The following is a 21,065-nucleotide window of genomic DNA, read 5'->3' as shown; positions in this document are numbered from 1 at the left end:
TAACGATTGGCCGCATCAAACGGCCACGATCACCTATTGGCCGGGCGTCATCCCGGGAACCGGCGTCTCCACCGGGACCGGAACACCGAGCGGGATGCGCCCACCCGCGGCGGGCGGCGGAGCGTTCGGATCAGCCACCGGCGCGTTGGGATCCCCCGCCGGCGGCGGCGGCGCCGTGTACGGCCGGATCGACTCGGCGAGCGCCTTGGCGGCGGCCGGATCGATCGGATCCTTGGCGGTGCCCAGCCACACCACGAACCAGCGCTGGTTGCGCTGATCGCGCGGCGCGTTCGGGACGGACGTGCCGACCACACCGGCCCAGATCTGGCCGTTCGGCTTGGTGGTGTCGGTGAACTTCACGTCGTAGGACGAGAAGTAGCCCGGCATGTCACCGGCCTGTAGCGCGCCGCTCTGCTGGTTGAGCCGGACGCCGGGGAACGGCATGAAGAACTCGCCCATGTCCGACGCCAGCCGGATAGCGGCCTTGCTGTTGTCCTGCTCGGCGCCGGCGAACAGCTTCAGGTCCAGCCGGCCGAGGATGACGCTGGTGTCGTTGGCGGTCGGGGCGGGCTGGCCGTTCTCCGCCGGTGCGGTGGTCTTGCTCAGCAGCGCCTGGCCATAGTTGAGCCGCGACGCGTCTGACACCACCCAGCCGGCCGGAAGCAGGTAACTGAAGCCACCCGACGCGTTGGGGATCCGACCGGGCTCCAGCGGTGCCGGCGGCGGCGGGGCGTTCGGGTCGGCCGGCGGCGGGGGCGGCGCGTTCGGGTCCGCGGGCGGCGGCGGCGGCGCGTTGGGATCGGCCGGCGGCGGCGGAGGTGCGTTCGGGTCCGCGGGCGGCGGTGCGGGTGCCGCCGTGGTGGGTGTCGGCGTCGCGGGATCCGCGACTGCGGTCGACGACGGCAGGGCGATCGTGACGGCGGTGGCGGCGGTCACCGCGGTGACCGCGAACGCCGTCCACAGGCCTGGCCGTCGCGAAATCGAGTCCGGCTGCGTCATGGCGATGAACCTACCGTGTTACGGCCGTGACGCAAGTGTGGCCTGCTCACGATGTGGCGCCCTGTAACGCTGTTGCGAGCTTACAAAATCGGCCAACAATGCAGGTCCGCGACGCGTCTCCGACGTGTCGTCAGCGCGCTGCGGGGTGCAAGGCGACCTCCTGTGCCTTCACTGTGAACCACACCGGGTCGCCCGCGGCCAGCCGCAGGGCGGCTGCCGACTCCGCGGTGATGTCGGCCGCCAGGCCGGGCGCGCCGTCGGCCTGTTCCTGGCCGCGCACCCGCACCCGCGCGCCGTCGGCGTCGAGCTCCGCCACCCGGATCTGGACGCTGTTGCGCGGGCTGCCGTGCGGCAGCTCGCGGTACACCGCGACCGCCGCCGGGGTGAACACCGCGACCAGTGCGCCGCTGCCGGAGGGTGGGACGGCGTGCCTGCCGTGCCACAGCGTCCCGTCCGCGGCACGCACGGCGTCCGGGCCTGCCGCCACCCCCCGCACGACGTTCACGCCGGCAATGCGGGCGCCGAACGTGCTGCGCGGCGCCGCCAGCACGTCGCCGACCGCGCCGATCTCGGCGACGCCGCCGGCGTCGAGCACCATCACCCGGTCTGCCAGCGTCAGCACGTCGAGCAGGTCGTGGGTGATCAGCACCGTCGCCCGGCCGGCCGAGGACACCCGCCGCAACACCGCCCGCACCGACGCGGCCACCGCGACATCGAGTCCGGCCAGCGGCTCGTCGAGCAGCAGCACCTCCGGTTCGGCGGCCAGCGCCCGGGCGATCGCCACCCGCTGCGCCTGGCCGCCGGAGAGCTGATCCGGCTTGCGGTCGGCGAGGTCGGTCAGTCCCACCTCGGCCAGCCACTGCGCGGCGGCCTGCCACGCCACCGCCCGGCCCGCCCCGCGACTGCGCGGGGCGAACGCCACGTTGGCCTGCACATTCAGATGCGGAAACAACAGCGGATCCTGCAGCAGCAGGCCCACACGACGGTCATGGGTGGGCACCGATATCCCCGCAGCGGTGTCGGTCAGGGTGCGGCCGCCGACGCGGACCAGGCCCGAATCCGGCTGCAACAGGCCGGCGATCACGTGCAGCGTGGTGGACTTACCGGCACCGTTGGGCCCCAGGATGGCCAGCACATCCCCGGCGGCGACCTCGAATGCCACCTCATACGAGCGGTCGGCCACCGCGGCCGCGAACTGCAACTCAGCCATTGCCGGTCCAGCCGGACAGCCGTCGCGCCCCGAGACCCAGCACCACGACTGCCGCGACGACGACCAGCAGCAGCGACAACGCGACCGCGGCGTCGGCGTCGCTCTCGCGCTGCAGATAGATCTCCAGCGGCAGTGTCCTGGTGACCCCCTGCCGGGACCCCGCGAAGGTCAGGGTGGCCCCGAACTCGCCGAGCGAACGGGCGAAGGCCAGCACGGCACCGGAGACCAGGCCGGGCGTCAGCAGCGGAAGCGTCACCCGCCACCACACAGTCGCCGGCCTCGCCCCAAGCGTCGCCGCCACGATGTCGTAGTCGGAGCCCGCGGTGCGAGCCGCACCCTCCAGCGCGATCACCAGGAAAGGCAGCGAGACGAAGGTCTGCGCCAGCACCACCGCGGTGGTGGTGAACGCGATCCGGATGCCCGCCGCCTCCAGGTAGCTGCCCAGCAGACCGAGCCTGCCGAAGGCGTACAGCAACGCGATACCGCCGACCACCGGCGGCAACACCAGTGGCAGCAGGATCAGCGGTCGCAGCGTCCGGACGATTCGGCCATCGTTGCGGGCCAGCACCAGCGCCATCGGCACACCCACGATCAGGCACATCGCCGTGCTGGCCGCCGCGGTGCGCAGGCTCAGCAGCAGCGCGGCCCGTGACGGCGCACTGCTGATCAGGGACCAGAAGTTCGTCCAGTCGACCTTGACCGCCATCGCCACCAGGGGCAGCACCACGAAGGCTGCACCGAGTGCTGCCGGCACATAGACCCACCGCGGCAGCGCCGGCTGCGTCCGGTGTGCCCGGCTGCGCTTCACCCGACACACCCTAGGGCGAAACGCGATGTCGTGTCCGGATCGTGTCGGCGCGGCATTGGCCTCTTTAGCTACCGTCCAGTAACATTTCGCTGTAATCCAACAAGGAGGTTGACGGGATGGACGTGCTGGTCACCGGAGGTGACACCGAACTGGGTCGGACGATTGCGGAGGGTTTTCGCGACGCCGGCCACAAGGTCGTCATCAGCGGGGCACGCCGCGATGATCTCGAGGTGGCCGCCAAGGAACTCGACGTCGACGCGATCGTGTGCGACGCCACCGACGCGCAGACCCTCGGTGGACTGCGCAGCGAGTTCCCGCACCATCTGGACACCATCGTTCACGTGCCCGCGCCCGCCTGGGTCGGCGCCGACCCCCGCACCTTCAGCCTGAGCGACACCGCGAAGGCCTGGCGCACCGCGCTGGACGCCACCGTCCTGTCCGCCGTGCTGCTGGTGCAGAACATCGGTGACCATCTGCGCTCGGGCGGATCCATCGTCACGGTGGTGCCGGACAATCCTCGCGACGGCGGCGCCGACGCCGCGGTCAAGGCCGCACTGTCGAATTGGACTGCAGGACAAGCGGATTACTTCGGCACCCGCGGGATCACCGTCAACACGGTGGCGTGCGGGCGCAGCGCCGAGCCGTCCTACGACGGGCTGTCGAGCACCCCGCCGTCGGTGGCGGCCGAGATCGCCCGCCTCGCACTGTTCCTGACCACGCCCGCGGCCCGGCACATCACCGGCCAGACCGTGCACGTGGGCCGGGGCGCGCTCGCCAACTTCGGCTGACGGTTCCCCTGTAGTTCGCCGTCGCGGGCTAACGTCGAATCCGTGACGATTCGACTCGGGATTCAGATCCCCAATTTCTCCTACGGCACCGGTGTCGCCGAGTTGTTCCCGACCGTGATCGCGCAGGCGCAGGAAGCCGAAGCGGCCGGCGCCGACGCCGTCTTCGTGATGGATCACCTCTATCAGCTGCCCAGCCTCGGTGCGCCCGAGGAGCCGATGCTGGAGGCCTACACCACGCTCGGCGCGCTGGCCAACGCCACGCAGCGGGTGCAGCTCGGCACATTGGTCACCGGCAACACCTACCGCAACCCGACGCTGCTGGCCAAGGCCATCACCACCCTGGACGTGATCAGCCAGGGCCGGGCCATCCTGGGCATCGGCACCGGCTGGTTCGAACTCGAACACGACTCACTGGGGTACGAGTTCGGCACCTTCACCGACCGGTTCAACAAGCTGCACGAGGCATTGGACATCATCCTGCCGATGCTCAAGGGCGAGCGGGTGACCGTGGACGGCACGTACTACCGAACCCAGGAGGCGTTCGCCAACCCGCGGTTCCGCGACCACATCCCGCTGATGATCGGCGGCACCGGCGAAAAGAAGACAATTCCGTTGGCCGCCAAGCACTTCGACCACCTCAACCTGGTCTGCGGCTTCGACGAGCTCGCCCGCAAGATCCAGGTGAAGAACGAGCAATGCGAGCAGATCGGCCGCGACCCGAGCGAGCTCGAGACCAGCATGCTCGTCTTCGGTCTGATCGACGAGAACATCACCGAAGACTTCATCCCCGCCGACGTCAAGCAGCGCGCGGTCTGGGGACCCCCCGAGCAGATCGCCGACCAGATCAAGACCAAGGTGCTCGACGCCGGCGTCGACGGCGTCATCCTCAGTCCGGTCACCCACCTGGACGGTTATCACCCCGGCCGGATCACCGCCGTCGCGGAGGCGGTGCGCCCGCTGCTCGGCGGGTAGCCCCCGGCAGGTGGTCCACATCACCCGATTGGCCCGGGTATGGGTGAGAAACCCGTTGCCCGGGCGACTACCGTAGTAGGTGTCCTGTGCAAGTCGTTGAGGAGCAGAAATGACCCACCCCGGTGCCACCCCATCGGATAAGCACAAGGTCGTCATCATCGGTTCTGGGTTCGGCGGCCTGAACGCCGCCAAGCAGCTCAAACGAGCCGACGTCGACATCAAGCTGATCGCCAAGACCACCCACCACCTGTTCCAGCCGCTGCTGTACCAGGTGGCGACGGGCATCATCTCGGAAGGCGAGATCGCCCCGCCGACCCGCGTGGTGCTGCGCGACCAGCAGAACTGTCAGGTCCTGCTCGGCGAGGTCACCAACGTCGACCTGGCCAACAAGACCGTCGACTCGATCCTGCTGGGTCACACCTACCGCACCCCGTACGACACGTTGATCGTCGCCGCCGGCGCGGGTCAGTCCTACTTCGGCAATGACCACTTCGCCGAGTGGGCCCCCGGCATGAAGACCATCGACGACGCGCTGGAACTGCGCGGCCGCATCCTGGGTGCCTTCGAACAGGCCGAACGCTCGAGCGACCCGGTGCGCCGGGAGAAGCTGCTGACCTTCGTCGTCGTCGGCGCCGGCCCCACCGGTGTGGAGATGGCCGGGCAGATCGCCGAGCTCGCCGACCACACCCTCAAGGGTGCGTTCCGCCACATCGACTCCACCCGGGCCCGGGTGATCCTGCTCGACGCCGCCCCGGCCGTGCTGCCGCCGATGGGCGAAAAGCTCGGCAAGAAGGCCGCTGACCGGCTGGAGAAGCTGGGCGTGGAGATACAGCTCGGCGCGATGGTCACCGACGTCGACCGCAACGGCATCACCGTCAAGCGCGGCGACGGCAGCCTCGACCGCATCGAATGCGCCACCAAGGTGTGGTCGGCCGGCGTGTCGGCCAGCCCGCTGGGCAAGATCATCGCCGACCAGTCCGGCGCCGAGATCGACCGGGCCGGCCGCGTCAAGGTGCTGCCCGACCTCACCGTTCCGGGCAACCCGAATGTGTTCGTGGTCGGCGACATGGCCTTCGTCGAGGGCGTTCCCGGTATGGCGCAGGGCGCCATCCAGGGCGCCAAGTACGCCGCCAAGCTGATCAAGGCCGAACTGAAGGGCGCCGACCCGGCGGCCCGCGAGCCGTTCCAGTACTTCGACAAGGGCTCGATGGCCACGGTCTCGCGGTACTCGGCCGTGGCCAAGGTGGGCAAGATCGAGTTCGGCGGCTTCATCGCCTGGCTGGCCTGGTTGTTCCTGCACCTGATCTATCTCGTCGGGTTCAAGGCACGGCTCACCACGTCGTTGTCGTGGATCAGCACGTTCATCGGCAGCCACCGCGGACAGCTGACGATCACCGAGCAGCAGGCCTACGCCCGGACCAGGATCGAGCAACTCGAAGAGATCGCGGCCACCGTCGAGGACGAGAAAGCCGCCAGCTGACCGCGCCTGCGCTACTGGGAGTTGCCCGTGAGCGCAGGCGAAATGAACGTGTTCAGCCACCGGCTGCCTTAGCATGATCGGCGAGACAGTCTGACTACAAGGGGGCTCGATGACATCCAATCGTTCCGTGCGTCGCGCGGCTGCGGCAGCGATCGGCGCCGGCGCGGTGTTGCTCAGCGTGGCCGGCCCGGCTTCGGTGATCTTGGCAGGCCCGGCCGCGGCGGACCCGCCGCCCAACTGCACCACCGCGGACATGACCGGAATCATGGCGGGCGTGTCGGCGGCGATGTCGAACTATCTGTTCACGCACCCGGACGTCAACGGGTTCTTCACCGGCCTGCAGGGGCTGCCGAAGGATCAGGTCAAGGTTCAGACGCAGCAGTATCTCGACGCCAACCCGCAGATCCGCGCCGAGCTGGATGGCATCCGCCAGCCGTCGACCGATTTCCGCAACCGCTGCGGACTCATTCAGCGCCCGCTGGCACCCGGCGTGATCTAGCCGCGCCCCGGCGCGGTCCCACGTTCGTCGCACGCTGCGCCCTAAGGTGGTCGGCGTGGTCGTGAAGCCCGACGAGATCGTCTACCGCGTGCTGCAGCGGCTACCCACCCGGATGCTGTCGCTGCGCACGATCGTGATCGTCGCGGCGCTGTCCGTCGTGATCCTGGTGCTGACGCTGGGCACGTGGGTGTGGCTGGGGGTCACCAACGACCAGTACAGCCAGCTGGACCGCCGGCTCGACTCGGTCAGCAGCCTCGGCGACGTCAGCTCGCTGCTGACGACGTCGAAGCCCGACGCCAGCGGCACTCCCACTCCGGACGGAAACCTGGTGCGCACCATCCGGGTCGGTGCCATGGCGATGTCGGTACCGCCCGACGTGGTGCTTCCGGAGCTGGGCAACGGTTACGCCAACACCACGATCGACGGCGTCGAGTACCGGGTGCGGACGTTCGCCGTCGGCGGCGCCACGATCGCGCTGGGCGCTCCGGTGGCCGAAACCCAGCGGCGGATCGCCGAACTGCATCTGCGGGTGCTGTTGATCTGTGCGGGCGTCATCGCAGGCACCGTGGTGGTGGGCTGGCTGATCTCGCTCATCATGATCAACCCGTTCCGGGTGCTCGCCCAGCAGGCCCGCGCGATCAACTCGCAGTCCAACCCCGACGAGGTCCAGGTGCGCGGCGTCAAGGAAGCCGTGGAGATCGCCGAGGCGGTCGAAGGCATGCTGGCCCGCATCGGCAACGAGCAGGATCGCACCAGGGCCGCACTGGAATCGGCCAGGGACTTCGCGGCCGTCGCCTCCCACGAGCTCCGCACCCCGCTGACCGCGATGCGCACCAACCTCGAAGTGCTGTCCACCCTGGACCTCGCACCCGAGCAGCGCAACGAGGTGATCGGTGACGTCATCCGCACGCAGAGCCGCATCGAGGCCACACTGACCGCGCTGGAGCGGCTCGCCCAGGGCGAGCTGACCACGGCCGCGGACTTCGTGCCGTTCGACGTCACCGAGCTGCTCGACCGCGCTGCGCACGACGCCGAACGCATCTACCGCGATCTGGCGGTGTCATTGGTGCCCTCCCCCGCGGTGCTGATGGTCGGACTGCCGGTGGGGCTGCGCCTGGTGATCGACAACGCCATCGCGAACGCGGTCAAGCACGGCGGGGCCACCGAGGTTCAGCTGTCGGTGTCCAGCTCGGCCGACGGCGTCCAGATCACCGTCGACGACGACGGCAGCGGGGTGCCCGAAGACGAACGGGCCGCGGTGTTCGAGCGGTTCTCCCGCGGCTCGACAGCCTCCCGTTCCGGATCGGGACTCGGGTTGGCGCTGGTGGCCCAGCAGGCGGAATTGCACGGCGGCACAGCATCATTGACCACCAGTCCGCTGGGCGGCGCCCGCCTGGTCCTGACCCTGGCCGGCCGTCACGAGTAGAGCCGCTGCCCCTGCCAGGTCGACAAGCTGCCGCCGGCCGCCAGCGCAAGGGTGATCCCTGCGGCGTCGGCGGCGGGCTCGGGGTAACGCAACTCGCTCACACACGCCAGCGGAGTGCCCAGCGCATCGTCGGCCACCGACGACGGCCCGAGTTCGACCCGATGTCTCAGCAGCGGCACGCCCGCCACGTCTGCGCGCATGGCGCCGCTCCAGAATCCCTCGCGCTCACCGGTTCTGCCGATCTGTACGCGTTCCCGGATCCGCAGGCGGCCCGCGTCACCCACACCGACCGTGAGCTCGCTGACGTGCCGCGCGTTGGCGGCCACGATCGTCGGCTCGGGGTCGAGGTCGAGCTCACCGCAGACCTCGATCTGCCAGCACGCGTATGAGTCGGTGGTGTCGGCACCGGGCAGCGCCACGGTCGCGGCGGCACTGCGCAGCCGCAGCCGGGCACCGGGTTCGACGACGATCCTGATCGCGATGACGTCCCCGCCCAGCGGCGTCGCCGCCGCGGACACCAGGTGCACGGTGTCGGGTTCGGTGTGCCGGGCGGCCAGGGCCCCACGGCATTCGATGCGGGGTAGCCGGCCCGGCTGCGCCACCACCACGACGTCAGAACGCATTTCGGCTCACGTGAGTTGGTTGACCCGCAGCTGCTCGCGCACCCACGCCAGCACCGGGGTTGCCGCCGGATCTGCGGTCAGCGAGATCAACTCCGTCGGGCGGCCCTCGCGGACCTTGGCGGCGTCGCGGCGCATCACCTCCAGGTCGGCGCCCACCAGTGGAGCCAGGTCGGTCTTGTTGACCACCAACAGATCCGAGAACGTCACCCCCGGGCCGCCCTTGCGCGGCACCTTGTCTCCGCCGGCCACGTCGACGACGAAGATCTGGACGTCCACCAGTCCGGAGGAGAACGTCGCGGTCAGGTTGTCGCCGCCGGATTCCACCAGGATCAGATCCAGGTCGTCGTGTCCGGCGATCAGGTCGTCGATGGCGTCGAGGTTGGCGGTGATGTCGTCGCGGATCGCGGTGTGCGGGCAGCCACCGGTCTGCACGGCGGCGATCCGGTCGTCGGGCAGCACCGCGTGGCGCCGCAGGAAGTCGGCGTCCTCGGTGGTGTAGATGTCGTTGGTCAGCACCGCGAGCGACAGGTCGTCGCGCAGCTGGCGGCACAGCGCGGCCACCAGCGCGGTCTTGCCCGACCCGACCGGGCCGCCGATGCCGATCCGCAGCGGCTCCCCCGGTTGCCGGGTCCGCTTGGGCCGATCCGGGTGGGTGTGCGGCTGACCGTCGATGAAATGTGGAGGCATACAGCTTCTTTCAGGAGACGAACAGCGGTCGTTCGCGTTGGGCGTGCCGCTGCGCGAGCTCGTCGAGCAGCGGATCGGACAGGTCGGCCAGGCCTGCGGCGGCCAGCGCGGCGGTGTCTTCGCACAGCGGCGCGAGGCCGAACGTCAGCGCGGCGACATCGGCGGGGTCGAGCGCCAGCAGCCGCTGCGCGGCGGTGGCCGTGCCGGTCATCGTGGTGTACACCAGCGACAGTGCGCTCTGGTGCGGGTCGAGCCCGCTGACCGCCCCGACCCGGCCTGCGGTCACCGCCAGATGCGGGCGGGTGCCCAGCTCTTCCCAGTCGGGGGCGGGCCAGACCCGGCGCGCCAACCGCAGCAGTCCGCGGCCCTGCGCGCGGGAGGCCTGCCGGGCCGCGGGTGACGGTGTGCGCGCATCGGTTTCGGCGTCGGCATCGGCCACGGTGAGATCTTCGCGGTGCACGGCGGCCGCGACCGACGCCGTCACCAGTCCGCTGGTGCGGATCCGGCGGCGCAGATAGGCGTCCAGCGTCTCGAGGTCCACGACCACCCGGCTGGTGACCGCTTCTTCCACTCCGCCGGAGTGCACGTGGCCGCCGGTCGGCAGCCGCGAGTCGGCGAGTATGAGCAGGGTGGACAGTGTTGCCATCAGACCAGTGCCATCAGACCAGTGCCATCAGAACAGGAAGTAGCGCTGCGCCATCGGCAGTTCGGTGGCGGGCTGTTCGGCCCACACCTCGCCGTCGATGCGGACGGTGAACGTGTCGGGATCGACCTCGATGCGGGGCTGCGCATCGTTGAGCAGCATCTGCGCCTTGCCGATGGCACGCACATTGCCGACCGGCACCAGCTTTCGGTTGACCGCGATCCGGTCGGCCAGCCCGTCCTCGATGGCTTGGGGGGCGACGAAATGCACCGAGGTCGCGGCCGCGGCGGCCGGGGCGGCGCCGAACATCGGGCGCGGCAGCACCGGTTGCGGAGTCGGGATGGAGGCGTTGGCGTCGCCCATCGCCGCCCAGGCGATCATGCCGCCCTTGAGCACCGCGTGTGGGCGCACCCCGAAGAACGCGGGCTCCCACAGCACCAGGTCAGCGAGCTTGCCGACCTCCACCGAACCGACCTCGTGATCGATGCCGGTGGCCAGCGCCGGGCAGATCGTGTACTTCGCGACATAGCGGCGCACCCGATTGTTGTCGGCGCCATGTTGTCCCGCCGCATCGCCTTCCAAGGCTCCGCGGCGGCGTTTCATCACATGGGCGGTCTGCCAGGTGCGCAGCACCACCTCGCCGACGCGGCCCATCGCCTGGGAATCGCTGCCGATCATCGAAATCGCCCCGAGGTCGTGCAGCAGGTCCTCGGCGGCGATCGTCGACGGCCGGATGCGGCTCTCGGCGAACGCGAGATCCTCGGGGACACTGGGGTTCAGGTGGTGACACACCATCAGCATGTCGAGGTGTTCGTCGAGGGTGTTGACGGTGTGCGGCCGGGTCGGGTTCGTCGAACTCGGCAGCACGTTCGGATAGGCCGCGACGGTGATGATGTCCGGCGCGTGGCCGCCGCCGGCGCCCTCGGTGTGATACGCGTGGATGTTGCGGCCCTTGATCGCGGCCAGGGTGTCCTCGACGAAGCCCGCCTCGTTGAGGGTGTCGGTGTGGATGTTCACCTGCACCCCGGCGGCGTCGGCCACCGTCAGGCAGGCATCGATAGCGGCGGGCGTGGTGCCCCAGTCTTCGTGCAGCTTGAAACCCGCTGCACCCGAACGCAACTGCTCCCACATCGCCTCGTGGCTGACGGTATTGCCCTTGCCCAACAGTGCGATGTTGAGCGGCCAGTGGTCCAGCGATTCCAGCATGCGGGCCAGATGCCAGGCGCCCGGCGTGACGGTGGTGGCTTTCGAGCCCTCCGCGGGGCCGGTGCCACCGGCCACGATCGTGGTGATGCCGCTGCCGATGGCCTCGTCCATGATCTGCGGGCAGATCAGGTGGACGTGACAGTCGATCGCCCCGGCGGTGACGATGCGCCCGTTGCCCGCGATGATCTCCGTCGACGGGCCTACCACCAGGTCTGGGTGCACGCCGGACATGATGTCGGGGTTGCCGGCCTTGCCGATGCCCACGATACGGCCGTCACGAATCCCGATGTCGGCCTTGATGATTCCCCAGTAGTCGATGATCACCGCACCCGTGATAACGGTATCCGGCGCGCCGTCGGCGCGGGTGGCGCGGCCCTGGCCCATCGACTCACGCAGCACCTTGCCCCCGCCGAACACCGCCTCGTCGCCGGCCAGGCCGGGACCGCCACTGCGATCCTCGGTGATCTCGATGAGAAGGTCGGTGTCGGCCAGGCGGATCCGGTCACCGGTGGTGGGCCCGAACAGGGCGGCGTAGCGGGCCCGGGACAGCTCGGTCATGCATCCAACCTTCCGGGTGGGGTGAGACTCAGTCCGTGTACCTCGCGCATGCCTTGCAGCGGGACCAGCCGGACCCGTTGCGGCACACCGGGTTCGAAGCGGACTGCGGTGCCTGCGGGAATGTCGAAGCGGTGCCCGTGTGCCGCGGCACGATCGAAGGAGAGCGCCTTGTTCGCCTGGGGCAGGTGGACGTGGCTGCCGACCTGCACCGGCCGGTCGCCGGTGTTGACGATCTCCAGCTCGATCCGCACGGCGCCCGCGTTGATCTCAATGTCACCGTCGCCGAGGAAAACCTCACCGGGAATCATGGCGCCCTCCGTCGGACTCACGGGATCGGGTGGTGGACGGTGACCAGCTTGGTGCCGTCCGGGAAGGTGGCTTCGACCTGCACGTCGGGCAGCATCTCGGGCACACCCGCCATCACGTCGTCGCGGCCCAGCACCTCACGCCCGGTGACCATCAGCTCGGCGACGGTGCGACCGTCGCGAGCGCCTTCCAGCACGTGATCGGTGATCAGCGCGACCGCTTCGGGGTAGTTGAGTTTCAACCCGCGCGCCTGCCTGCGCCGGGCGAGCTCGGCGGCATAGGACAACAGCAACCGGTCGGTCTCGTGCGGTGTCAGTTGCATAGTGCGCGATCCTGCCACGCCCACCCGGGATCAGCAGGGCGGCGAGGTCGCTCAGGCCTCGGGCTCGAGGTTCTGCAGGCGCACTTGTCCGCGGGCGACGAGGCGATCCTTGTCGTCGCGGATGGTCACCAACCAGAGCTGCTGGCGACGGCCGCGGTGCACGGGCTCGGTCACCCCGTACACGGTGCCGCCGGAGATCGCCCGCAGGAAGTCGGTGTTGTTGTTGACACCGACGACGTTGCCGCCGCCATTGGCGGACAGCCACACGAACGCCGACGTGCTGGCCATCGACTCGATCATCGAGCAGTACACCCCACCGTGGACGATGCCCATCGGTTGCAGGAGTTTGGGCTGCACGTCCAGCTGCGCCTTGGCGCCATCGACGGTCAATTCGGTGAACACCAGCCCGAGTTCGTTGTCGAACGGGGCGGAGAAAGCGATCTGCTCGCTCGGCGACTGCTCTGATTGCACGCACTTGTGTCTACACCAGCCGGGCCGAGACGAGGGACGGGCCCCGCGCGTGAACGCGGGGCCCGTCCTCGGCATGGACCGGGGGTTTCTGCAGCCCTCAGAAACTCCGGCTCGGTCCGTTGGTCTGGTCTCAACAGACTAGGCAAGGCTTGCCTAAGTTACAAGAGCTATCCCGCCCGGCGCAGCGACCGGACCGGCAACCCGAATCCACTCAGGGCGTCGAGCACCGCCTGGCCGCGCCGCATGCAGGTGATTTCGCCGGTTCCGGTGAGCATCGGCACCTGGGTGGCGGTGATGACCACTGCCGACCCGACCATCTGCCACATGGCTGCCGGCGTCAGCGAACCCCGGCTCAGGTGGTGGAGGCCGTCGAAGATGGGCTCCAGCGAGCGATGGCACCGGTGCGCGGTCCAGGTGGCCAGCGCGAGCTCGTTGGGCAGTCGGACCACGCCGGTGGTCGCGGGATCGTCGGGCAGCACCCGAAGCGTCGGGTCGACGACGGCGGCCCAGTCGATCGAGCCCTCGGAATCGATGTGCATCCACAGGTTTCCCGGCCCGGCATCCCAGGCCCGCCCCTCGAGCACGAACAAGGTCACCACCCGTCCCAGAACCGCGTGGGTGAACGTGGCCGCGATCTGGTGGGCGGCGGCCCGTCGGTCCCCCAGCTCGTCGGCCGCCGATTCGAACATGGCGGCGAGCCGTCCGGAGGTCACCGAATCCAGCGGCCACCAGCGACGGCGGGACACATCGGCCATCACCGCCACCCCGTGCACCCGGGGTGAATCCGGGGTCAGGGCGCGCAATCGGCGGCTGGATTCGTGCAACGGCAGGACCCGGCGAATGGTCATCCCGTCGATCAACGGGTCAAGCACGGCTGCGGTCACGACACCTCCTCATCTATGGTTAGGTAAGCCTAACCATAAGGAGGGATGGCAAGCCTGCGTGACTACTGTGAGTGCTGTCACAACTCTGCCCCGTTTTGCCCGGTGGCCTGGGCTGACCTTCCCGCGGGACGTCCCGCGGGAACACCACCGTCGTGAGCGGAGTTGATCGACTTGTTGGATACGACGCGCGGTAGTAATCGGGAGTACTCTGATTTGACTGCCTACGGAGATGAACGGAAATGGCCAAGTTGACTCGTCTCGGCGAACTTGAACGCGCGGTGATGGACCACTTGTGGGCCGCTGGCGAGCCGTTGACGGTTCGTCAGGTCCACGAGGCGCTCTGTACCGAACGGGACCTGGCCTACACCACGGTGATGACCGTCCTGCAGCGCCTCGCCCGCAAGAACCTGGTCTCCCAGATCCGGGATGACCGCGCCCACCAGTACGCACCGGTGCACGGCCGCGACGAACTGGTCGCCGGCCTGATGGTCGACGCGCTGGATCAGGCCTCCGACTCCGGCGGCCGGCAGGCCGCCCTAATGCACTTCGTCGAGCGGGTGGGCGTCGACGAGGCGGACGCATTGCGCCGCGCCTTGGCGGAATTGGAGTCCAAGCACCGTTCCACCTGGCCCGCTGGCGGCATGCCCAGCGCCTGAGGGACAATTTCAGCGTGTCCGCGCTGGCCTTCACCTTCCTCGCCTTGATGCTGGTCGGTCCTGTGCCCGCGCTGCTGGCCCGGGCCTCCTGGCCGATGCGTGCGCCGCGGGCCGCGATCGTCCTCTGGCAGTCCATTGCCGTGGCCGCGGTGCTCTCCGCGTTCAGCGCCGGCCTGGCCATCGCCAGTCGGCTGTTCGCCCCCGGCCCGGACGGCCGTCCCACCGCGACGATCACCAGCGAGATCGAAGTGCTGGGCTGGCCGCTGTGGTCGGCATACGTCGTGGTCTTCGCGATCACGCTGCTCATCGGCGCCCGGCTGGTGGTCGCGGCGGTACAGGTCGCCGTCGCCACCCGGCGCCGCCGGGCCCACCACCGGATGGTCGTCGATCTGCTGGGCGGCTGCCGGCACGGCATGCACGGGCTGCGGGTGCTCGACGTGTCCGAACCGTTGGCCTACTGCCTACCCGGAGTGCGCAGCCGGGTCGTACTCAGCCAGGGCACCCTGTCGGCGTTGAGCGACACCGAACTCACCGCGATCCTCAGTCACGAGCGGGCGCATCTGCGAGCCCGGCACGATCTGGTGCTCGAGGCGTTCATCGCCGTGCACACCGCGTTCCCCCGCTTCGTCCGCAGCGGCAGCGCGCTCAACGCGGTGCGGCTGCTGGTCGAGATGCTCGCCGATGATGCCGCGGTGCGCACCGCCGGGCCCGCTCCCCTGGCCCGCGCGCTGGTGACCTGCGCGGCGGCCCGAACCCCGAAGGGCGCGCTCGCCGGTGGCGGCCCGACCACGCTGATCCGGGTACGCCGGCTGGCCGGCGAGGGAAACAGCCTGGCCCTCTCGCTGGCCGCCTACGCCACCGCCGCCGCGGTGCTGGTGGTGCCGACGGTCGCGGTGGCGATGCCCTGGCTGACCGAGCTGCATCGACTCTTTCTTTCCTGAAGCTGTTCTGCCACAACAAAATCCACACAACTGAAAGGCGCGAGATGACCTCACCGCAGACGGACGGTACTGCACAGATCGGTGTTACCGGAATGGCGGTGATGGGATCGAACATCGCGCGGAACTTCGCCCACCACGGCTACACCGTCGCCTTGCACAACCGGTCGGTCGCCAAGACCGATGCCGTGCTCGCCGAGCACGGCTCCGAGGGCAACTTCGTGCGCACCGAGACGATGGCCGAATTCGCCGCCGCGCTGGAGAAGCCGCGCCGCGCGCTGATCATGGTCAAGGCCGGCGACCCGACCGACGCCGTCATCAACGAGCTCTGCGAGGTCTTCGAGCCGGGCGACATCATCATCGACGGCGGCAACGCGCTCTACACCGACACCATCCGCCGCGAGAAGGCGGTGCGCGAGCGCGGCCTGCACTTCGTCGGTGCCGGAATCTCCGGCGGTGAGGAAGGCGCGCTGAAGGGGCCGTCGATCATGCCGGGCGGACCCGCCGAGTCCTACAAGTCGCTGGGCCCGCTGCTCGAGGAGATCTCCGCGCACGTCGACGGCGTTCCGTGCTGCACCCACATCGGCCCCGACGGCGCGGGCCACTTCGTCAAGATGGTGCACAACGGCATCGAGTACTCCGACATGCAGCTCATCGGCGAGGCCTACCAGCTGCTGCGCGACGGGCTCGGCAAGACCGCACCCGAGATCGCCGAGATCTTCGCCGAATGGAACAACGGCGATCTGGACAGCTACCTGATCGAGATCACCGCCGAGGTGCTGCGCCAGACCGACGCCAAGACCGGCAAGCCGCTGGTCGACGTGATCGTCGACGAGGCCGAGCAGAAGGGCACCGGCCGCTGGACGGTCAAGTCGGCGCTGGACCTCGGGGTGCCGGTGACCGGCATCGCCGAGGCGGTCTTCGCCCGCGCCCTGTCCGGCTCGGTCCCGCAGCGCAAGGCCACCACCGGCCTGGCCTCCGGCGAGCTGGGTGAACAGCCCACGGACGCAGCGCAATTCATCGATGACGTCAGCAAGGCGCTGTATGCCTCGAAGATCATCGCCTACGCCCAGGGCTTCAATCAGATCCAGGCCGGCAGCGCCGAATACAACTGGGGCATCACCCTCGGTGACATGGCCACCATCTGGCGTGGCGGCTGCATCATCCGGGCCAAGTTCCTCAACCGGATCAAGGAGGCCTACGACGAGAACGCCGAGCTGGCGACGCTCATCGCCGCGCCGTACTTCCGTGACGCGGTCGAAGCGGGTATCGACAGCTGGCGTCGCGTGGTGGTGAAGGCCACCGAGCTCGGCATCCCGGTCCCCGGCTTCGCCTCGGCGCTGTCCTACTACGACGCGCTGCGCACCGAGCGGCTGCCCGCGGCGCTGACCCAGGGCCTGCGCGACTTCTTCGGCGCGCACACCTACGGCCGGACCGACGCCGACCCGGCCGCCCGCTTCCACACCCTGTGGAGCGGTGACCGCAGCGAAGTCGAGGCGTAGGCCCTCTTCCCTGTCCGGGGCGCGCATTAGGCTGACCGGGTGCGCTTTCTCGACGGCCAGCTACCCCAGTACGACCTGACCTACGACGACGTCTTCGTCGTACCCAGCCGATCCGACGTCGCGTCCCGGTTCGATGTCGACCTGTCGACCTGCGACGGAACCGGCACGACGATCCCCGTCGTGGTGGCGAACATGACCGCGGTGGCGGGCCGCCGGATGGCCGAGACGGTGGCTCGCCGCGGCGGCATCGTGGTGCTGCCGCAAGACCTGCCGATCGACGCGGTCAAGCAGACCGTGGACTTCATCAAGAGCCGTGACCTGGTGGCCGATACCCCGGTGGTGCTGGCGCCCGACGACTCGGTGTCCGACGCCGTCGCGCTGATCCACAAGCGGGCCCACGGGGTGGCGGTGGTGGTGTTCGAGGGCAGGCCCATCGGCCTGGTCACCGAGGCGGCGACCGTCGGCGTCGACCGGTTTGCGCGGGTGCGCGACATCGCCGTCACCGATTTCGTCACCGCGCCGGTGCACACCGAACCACGACAGGTGTTCGAGCTGCTCGAGCACGCCCCGGTCGACGTCGCCGTCCTCACCGACGCCGACGGCGCCCTGGCCGGCGTTCTGACCCGCATCGGCGCCATCCGTGCGGGCATCTACACCCCGGCCGTAGACGCGAAGGGCCGGCTGCGGATCGCCGCCGCGGTGGGCATCAACGGCGACGTGGCCGCCAAGGCGCAGGCGCTGGCCGAGGCCGGCGTCGACGTCCTGGTGGTCGACACCGCACACGGTCACCAGCTCAAGATGCTCGACGCGATCAAGGCGGTGTCGTCGCTGGACCTCGGCGTCCCGCTGGCAGCCGGCAACGTCGTCTCCGCCGAGGGGACCCGCGACCTGATCGAGGCCGGCGCCTCCATCGTCAAGGTGGGGGTCGGCCCCGGCGCCATGTGCACCACCCGGATGATGACCGGCGTCGGACGCCCGCAGTTCTCTGCCGTGCTCGAATGCTCCTCTGCTGCACGGGAACTCGGTGCTCACGTATGGGCCGACGGCGGCGTGCGGCATCCGCGCGACGTGGCGCTGGCGCTGGCGGCGGGCGCCTCGAATGTGATGATCGGCTCCTGGTTCGCCGGCACCTACGAATCCCCCGGCGACCTGATGCGCGACCGCGACGGCCGGCCCTACAAGGAGAGCTACGGCATGGCCTCCAAGCGGGCTGTGGCCGCCCGTACCAGCGCCGACAGCGCCTTCGACCGGGCCCGCAAGGCGCTCTTCGAGGAAGGCATCTCGACCTCGCGGATGGCGCTGGACCCCGAACGCGGCGGGGTCGAGGACCTGCTCGACCACATCACCTCCGGCGTCCGCAGCACCTGCACCTACGTCGGCGCCACCACCATCGCCGAGCTGCACGAACGGGTGGTGCTGGGCGTCCAGTCGGCGGCCGGGTTCGCCGAGGGACATCCCCTGCCGACCGGCTGGTGAGCAGGTCACCGTCGGCGAAGCCGCTAACATAGGGATTTGTTCTGCTCGCCGAGGAAAGGGAACCTGTGCCGCAGGCACCCATTGAGGTCCCCGCGGATCGGGCTGCCCGGGGCGAGCGCCCCGCAGACGAGGCCGAGGCCGAACCTTCTTCTAGCCGGCCGGGCATGTGGCCCGGCTGCCCCACCCGCTCATGACCGCTCTGTATACCGCGCTCAGCCTGTTGGCGATCGTCGTGCTGACGCTCGGGACGGCGTTGTTCGTCGCCGCCGAGTTCTCGCTGACCGCGCTGGAACGCAGCACCGTCGACGCGAACGCCCGCACCGGTGACCGCAGTGACCAGAACGTCGCGAAAGCGCATCGGACACTGTCCTTCCAGCTGTCCGGCGCACAACTGGGTATCTCGATCACCACGCTGGCCACCGGCTACCTGGCCGAGCCCGTCCTGGCCCGGTTGCTCGACCCGGTCCTCGGCCTGCTGCATGTGCCGGCACCTGCTGCCGGCGGCATCTCGCTGGCCCTGGCGATCCTGATCGCCACGTCCTTGTCGATGGTGTTCGGCGAACTGGTACCCAAGAACCTCGCGGTCGCGCGGCCGGTGCCGACCGCGCGCGCAACAGCCGGATTCCAGCTGATGTTCTCGAAAGTGATGACCCCCGTCATCAAGCTCACCAACGGCACCGCGAACTGGATCCTGCGCCGGATGGGCATCGAACCGGCCGAGGAACTGCGCTCGGCGCGCTCACCCGAAGAACTCGGGTCGCTGGTCCGCAGCTCGGCCGAGCACGGCTCGCTCGACGAGGACACCGCGGCGCTGGTGAACCGCTCGCTGCAATTCGGCTCGCGGATCGCCGAGGAGTTCATGACACCGCGCACCGAAATCGAGGCGCTGGACGCCGACAGCACCGTCGCCGACCTGGTCACCGCCTCGGCCAGCACCGGTTTCTCCCGCTTCCCCATCATCCGCGGCGACCTGGACGAGACCATCGGCCTGGTGCACGTCAAGCAGGTGTTCGGGGTGCCTGCGGCGGAGCGCTCGACCACCCGGCTGGTGTCGCTGGCGATCCCGGTGCCCACGGTGCCCTCGTCGCTGGACGGCGACGCGCTGATGGCCCAGCTGCGGGCCCACGGCCTGCAGACCGCGATGGTGGTCGACGAATACGGCGGCACCGCGGGCATGGTCACCGTCGAGGACCTGATCGAAGAGATCGTCGGCGACGTCCGCGACGAGCACGACGACTCCACGCCCGACTTCCAGAAAGCCGGACAGGGCTGGCGGGTGTCGGGGCTGCTCCGCATCGACGAGGTCGCCGAAGCCACGGGATTCCGCGCCCCCGAAGGTGAATACGAAACGATCGGCGGGCTGGTGCTGGAGACGCTGGGCCACATTCCGGAGCCCGGCGAATCCGTCGAACTGTCCGCGTTCGACCCGGACGGCCTGTTCGACGATCCGGTCCACTGGCGGGCCACCGTCGTCGAGATGGACGGCCGCCGAATCGATCAGCTCGTGTTGACCGAACTGGGACGCCGCGGCGACGCCGGGCGGGAGGGCTGATGGGCGACGTCCTGGGTGTTCTGCTGACGATCGCGCTGCTCGGCGCCAACGCCTTCTTCGTCGGCTCCGAATTCGCGTTGATCTCGGCCCGCCGCGACCGACTGGAAGCCCTTGCCGAACAAGGCAAACGGAGCGCGGTGACCGTGCTGCGCGCCGGTGAGCAACTGTCCCTGATGCTGGCCGGCGCCCAGCTGGGCATCACCGTGTGTTCGATCCTGCTCGGCCGGGTCGGTGAGCCCGCGGTGGCCCACCTGTTGGAGAAGCCGTTCGATCTGGTCGGGGTTCCCGACGCCGTTCTGCACACCGTGTCGTTCGTGGTGGCGCTGGGCTTCGTGGTGACGTTGCACGTCCTGCTCGGCGAGATGGTGCCCAAGAACATCGCGATCGCCGGTCCGGAGAAGACGGCGATGCTCGTGGTGCCGGTGTATCTGGTCTACGTGCGGTTCGCCCGGCCGTTCATCGGGTTCTACAACTGGGCGGCCAACACCACGCTGCGCGCATTCGGCGTCGAAGCCAAGGACGAACTCGATGTCACCGTGTCCACCGTGGAACTCGCCGAGATGATCGCAGAATCGCGATCCGAGGGGCTGCTGGACCCCGAGGAGCACATGCGGCTGACCCGGGCGCTGCAGATCCGCAACCGAGTGGTCAACGATGTGGCCGTCCCGGTGCAAGATATCCGCGCCGTCCCGGTCGCACGGCCCGGCGGCGGCCCGACGGTCAGCGCCATCGAGCAGGCGCTCAACGAGACGGGCTACTCCCGGTTCCCGGTCACCGATCCGAGCGGCGAGTTCGTCGGCTTCGTCCACATCAAGGACATCCTCGACCAGATCGACGAGCGCGACGCCGTGGTCGACGGCGCCGTGGTGCGTCCGCTGCCGCGGGTGCCTGCCGACATGCCGCTGCCGGACGCGCTGTCCCAGCTGCGCCGCGACAACAGCCACCTGGCGCTGGTCACCGACGGTGACCAGTCGGTGTGCGCCATGGTCGCGCTCGAGGACCTGGTCGAGGATCTGATCGGTACCGTGCGCGACGGCATGCACCGGGCATGACGGCACC

Annotated in this window: 22 protein-coding genes; 11 read left to right on the top strand and 11 right to left on the bottom strand. The window is 69.4% G+C overall.

Going from position 1 to position 21,065, the window contains the following annotated elements:
- Positions 1-33: 33 nt before the first annotated feature.
- The 3 genes from AB4879_RS24740 to AB4879_RS24730 all read right to left on the bottom strand — a co-directional run bounded on the left by AB4879_RS24740 (position 34) and on the right by AB4879_RS24730 (position 2,981).
- Positions 34-999 carry an APA family fibronectin-binding glycoprotein gene (locus tag AB4879_RS24740; protein ID WP_370509686.1) on the bottom strand — a complete coding sequence of 322 codons (966 nt, stop codon included), beginning with the start codon at positions 997-999 and terminating at the stop codon, positions 34-36.
- A gap of 130 nt (positions 1,000-1,129) precedes the next feature.
- Positions 1,130-2,209, bottom strand: coding sequence for a sulfate/molybdate ABC transporter ATP-binding protein (locus AB4879_RS24735; protein ID WP_370509685.1), 1,080 nt, complete (start codon positions 2,207-2,209; stop codon positions 1,130-1,132).
- Positions 2,202-2,981: an ABC transporter permease gene (locus tag AB4879_RS24730; protein WP_370509899.1), complete on the bottom strand. Its 780-nt coding sequence runs from the start codon at positions 2,979-2,981 to the stop codon at positions 2,202-2,204. The genes AB4879_RS24735 and AB4879_RS24730 overlap by 8 nt, the downstream gene beginning before the upstream one ends.
- Positions 2,982-3,133: 152 nt before the next feature.
- Between AB4879_RS24730 and AB4879_RS24725 the strand changes: the two genes are divergently transcribed.
- The 5 genes from AB4879_RS24725 (at position 3,134) to AB4879_RS24705 (ending at position 8,182) form a co-directional block, all read left to right on the top strand.
- Complete coding sequence (locus AB4879_RS24725; protein ID WP_370509684.1) at positions 3,134-3,805, top strand: SDR family oxidoreductase; 672 nt, start codon at positions 3,134-3,136, stop codon at positions 3,803-3,805.
- A gap of 42 nt (positions 3,806-3,847) precedes the next feature.
- Positions 3,848-4,777, top strand: a complete 930-nt coding sequence (locus AB4879_RS24720) for an LLM class F420-dependent oxidoreductase (RefSeq protein WP_102806321.1) — start codon at positions 3,848-3,850, stop codon at positions 4,775-4,777.
- A gap of 109 nt (positions 4,778-4,886) precedes the next feature.
- Positions 4,887-6,257 carry an NAD(P)/FAD-dependent oxidoreductase gene (locus AB4879_RS24715; RefSeq protein WP_083119089.1) on the top strand — a complete coding sequence of 457 codons (1,371 nt, stop codon included), beginning with the start codon at positions 4,887-4,889 and terminating at the stop codon, positions 6,255-6,257.
- A 109-nt stretch (positions 6,258-6,366) separates the two neighbouring features.
- Positions 6,367-6,756: a heme-binding protein gene (locus AB4879_RS24710; RefSeq protein ID WP_102806322.1), complete on the top strand. Its 390-nt coding sequence runs from the start codon at positions 6,367-6,369 to the stop codon at positions 6,754-6,756.
- A gap of 112 nt (positions 6,757-6,868) precedes the next feature.
- Positions 6,869-8,182 carry a sensor histidine kinase KdpD gene (locus tag AB4879_RS24705; RefSeq protein ID WP_102806492.1) on the top strand — a complete coding sequence of 438 codons (1,314 nt, stop codon included), beginning with the start codon at positions 6,869-6,871 and terminating at the stop codon, positions 8,180-8,182.
- Here the strand turns inward: AB4879_RS24705 and AB4879_RS24700 are convergent.
- The 8 genes from AB4879_RS24700 to AB4879_RS24665 all read right to left on the bottom strand — a co-directional run bounded on the left by AB4879_RS24700 (position 8,173) and on the right by AB4879_RS24665 (position 13,882).
- Entirely contained in the window at positions 8,173-8,805 is a 633-nt protein-coding gene (locus tag AB4879_RS24700; RefSeq protein ID WP_370509683.1) for an urease accessory protein UreD, read from the bottom strand. The two genes, AB4879_RS24705 and AB4879_RS24700, sit on opposite strands and share 10 nt — an antisense overlap.
- Before the next feature lie 6 nt (positions 8,806-8,811).
- Positions 8,812-9,492 (bottom strand): urease accessory protein UreG, encoded by a 681-nt coding sequence (gene ureG, locus AB4879_RS24695; protein ID WP_370509682.1) that lies wholly within the window; start codon positions 9,490-9,492, stop codon positions 8,812-8,814.
- Between the two features lie 10 nt (positions 9,493-9,502).
- Positions 9,503-10,138: an urease accessory protein UreF gene (locus AB4879_RS24690; RefSeq protein ID WP_370509681.1), complete on the bottom strand. Its 636-nt coding sequence runs from the start codon at positions 10,136-10,138 to the stop codon at positions 9,503-9,505.
- A gap of 27 nt (positions 10,139-10,165) precedes the next feature.
- Positions 10,166-11,899, bottom strand: a complete 1,734-nt coding sequence (locus AB4879_RS24685; RefSeq protein WP_370509680.1) for an urease subunit alpha — start codon at positions 11,897-11,899, stop codon at positions 10,166-10,168.
- The gene (locus AB4879_RS24680; RefSeq protein WP_102806327.1) at positions 11,896-12,207 is read right to left on the bottom strand and encodes an urease subunit beta; all 312 of its coding nucleotides are present in this window, start codon (positions 12,205-12,207) and stop codon (positions 11,896-11,898) included. Before AB4879_RS24680 ends, AB4879_RS24685 begins: the two co-directional genes overlap by 4 nt.
- A 17-nt stretch (positions 12,208-12,224) precedes the next feature.
- Positions 12,225-12,527 (bottom strand): urease subunit gamma, encoded by a 303-nt coding sequence (locus tag AB4879_RS24675; protein WP_370509679.1) that lies wholly within the window; start codon positions 12,525-12,527, stop codon positions 12,225-12,227.
- Positions 12,528-12,578: 51 nt separating this feature from the next.
- Positions 12,579-12,998, bottom strand: a complete 420-nt coding sequence (locus tag AB4879_RS24670; RefSeq protein WP_102806329.1) for a PaaI family thioesterase — start codon at positions 12,996-12,998, stop codon at positions 12,579-12,581.
- A gap of 167 nt (positions 12,999-13,165) precedes the next feature.
- Positions 13,166-13,882 carry an iron reductase gene (locus AB4879_RS24665; RefSeq protein WP_370509678.1) on the bottom strand — a complete coding sequence of 239 codons (717 nt, stop codon included), beginning with the start codon at positions 13,880-13,882 and terminating at the stop codon, positions 13,166-13,168.
- Between the two features lie 239 nt (positions 13,883-14,121).
- Between AB4879_RS24665 and AB4879_RS24660 the strand changes: the two genes are divergently transcribed.
- From AB4879_RS24660 to AB4879_RS24635, 6 genes are all read left to right on the top strand, one after another.
- A complete protein-coding gene (locus AB4879_RS24660; protein ID WP_370509677.1) occupies positions 14,122-14,538 on the top strand; it encodes a BlaI/MecI/CopY family transcriptional regulator in 417 nt (138 codons plus the stop codon).
- A 14-nt stretch (positions 14,539-14,552) separates the two neighbouring features.
- On the top strand, positions 14,553-15,479 hold the full coding sequence (locus AB4879_RS24655; protein ID WP_102806332.1) for a M56 family metallopeptidase: 927 nt from the start codon (positions 14,553-14,555) through the stop codon (positions 15,477-15,479).
- A 44-nt stretch (positions 15,480-15,523) separates the two neighbouring features.
- Positions 15,524-16,978 (top strand): NADP-dependent phosphogluconate dehydrogenase, encoded by a 1,455-nt coding sequence (gene gndA, locus AB4879_RS24650; protein ID WP_370509676.1) that lies wholly within the window; start codon positions 15,524-15,526, stop codon positions 16,976-16,978.
- Positions 16,979-17,017: 39 nt separating this feature from the next.
- Positions 17,018-18,454 (top strand): GuaB1 family IMP dehydrogenase-related protein, encoded by a 1,437-nt coding sequence (locus AB4879_RS24645; protein WP_102806334.1) that lies wholly within the window; start codon positions 17,018-17,020, stop codon positions 18,452-18,454.
- Between the two features lie 190 nt (positions 18,455-18,644).
- Positions 18,645-20,006: a hemolysin family protein gene (locus AB4879_RS24640; protein ID WP_102806493.1), complete on the top strand. Its 1,362-nt coding sequence runs from the start codon at positions 18,645-18,647 to the stop codon at positions 20,004-20,006.
- Entirely contained in the window at positions 20,006-21,058 is a 1,053-nt protein-coding gene (locus AB4879_RS24635; protein WP_102806335.1) for a hemolysin family protein, read from the top strand. The genes AB4879_RS24640 and AB4879_RS24635 overlap by 1 nt, the downstream gene beginning before the upstream one ends.
- Positions 21,059-21,065 lie beyond the last annotated feature (7 nt).

The organism is Mycobacterium sp. SA01, from assembly GCF_041287105.1.
Lineage (GTDB): Bacteria > Actinomycetota > Actinomycetes > Mycobacteriales > Mycobacteriaceae > Mycobacterium.
This window is presented reverse-complemented; position numbering and strand designations above follow the sequence as displayed.

Excerpts from the sequence above, each read along its gene's own strand:
- AB4879_RS24725 (WP_370509684.1), top strand. The coding sequence starts at position 3,134 with ATGGACGTGCTGGTCACCGGAGGTGACACCGAACTGGGTCGGACGATT.
- ureG (WP_370509682.1), bottom strand. The coding sequence starts at position 9,492 with ATGCCTCCACATTTCATCGACGGTCAGCCGCACACCCACCCGGATCGG.
- AB4879_RS24675 (WP_370509679.1), bottom strand. The coding sequence starts at position 12,527 with ATGCAACTGACACCGCACGAGACCGACCGGTTGCTGTTGTCCTATGCC.
- AB4879_RS24635 (WP_102806335.1), top strand. The coding sequence starts at position 20,006 with ATGGGCGACGTCCTGGGTGTTCTGCTGACGATCGCGCTGCTCGGCGCC.
- AB4879_RS24715 (WP_083119089.1), top strand. The coding sequence starts at position 4,887 with ATGACCCACCCCGGTGCCACCCCATCGGATAAGCACAAGGTCGTCATC.
- AB4879_RS24680 (WP_102806327.1), bottom strand. The coding sequence starts at position 12,207 with ATGATTCCCGGTGAGGTTTTCCTCGGCGACGGTGACATTGAGATCAAC.
- gndA (WP_370509676.1), top strand. The coding sequence starts at position 15,524 with ATGACCTCACCGCAGACGGACGGTACTGCACAGATCGGTGTTACCGGA.
- AB4879_RS24700 (WP_370509683.1), bottom strand. The coding sequence starts at position 8,805 with ATGCGTTCTGACGTCGTGGTGGTGGCGCAGCCGGGCCGGCTACCCCGC.
- AB4879_RS24660 (WP_370509677.1), top strand. The coding sequence starts at position 14,122 with ATGGCCAAGTTGACTCGTCTCGGCGAACTTGAACGCGCGGTGATGGAC.
- AB4879_RS24710 (WP_102806322.1), top strand. The coding sequence starts at position 6,367 with ATGACATCCAATCGTTCCGTGCGTCGCGCGGCTGCGGCAGCGATCGGC.
- AB4879_RS24740 (WP_370509686.1), bottom strand. The coding sequence starts at position 999 with ATGACGCAGCCGGACTCGATTTCGCGACGGCCAGGCCTGTGGACGGCG.
- AB4879_RS24690 (WP_370509681.1), bottom strand. The coding sequence starts at position 10,138 with ATGGCAACACTGTCCACCCTGCTCATACTCGCCGACTCGCGGCTGCCG.
- AB4879_RS24640 (WP_102806493.1), top strand. The coding sequence starts at position 18,645 with ATGACCGCTCTGTATACCGCGCTCAGCCTGTTGGCGATCGTCGTGCTG.
- AB4879_RS24685 (WP_370509680.1), bottom strand. The coding sequence starts at position 11,899 with ATGACCGAGCTGTCCCGGGCCCGCTACGCCGCCCTGTTCGGGCCCACC.
- AB4879_RS24735 (WP_370509685.1), bottom strand. The coding sequence starts at position 2,209 with ATGGCTGAGTTGCAGTTCGCGGCCGCGGTGGCCGACCGCTCGTATGAG.
- AB4879_RS24705 (WP_102806492.1), top strand. The coding sequence starts at position 6,869 with ATGCTGTCGCTGCGCACGATCGTGATCGTCGCGGCGCTGTCCGTCGTG.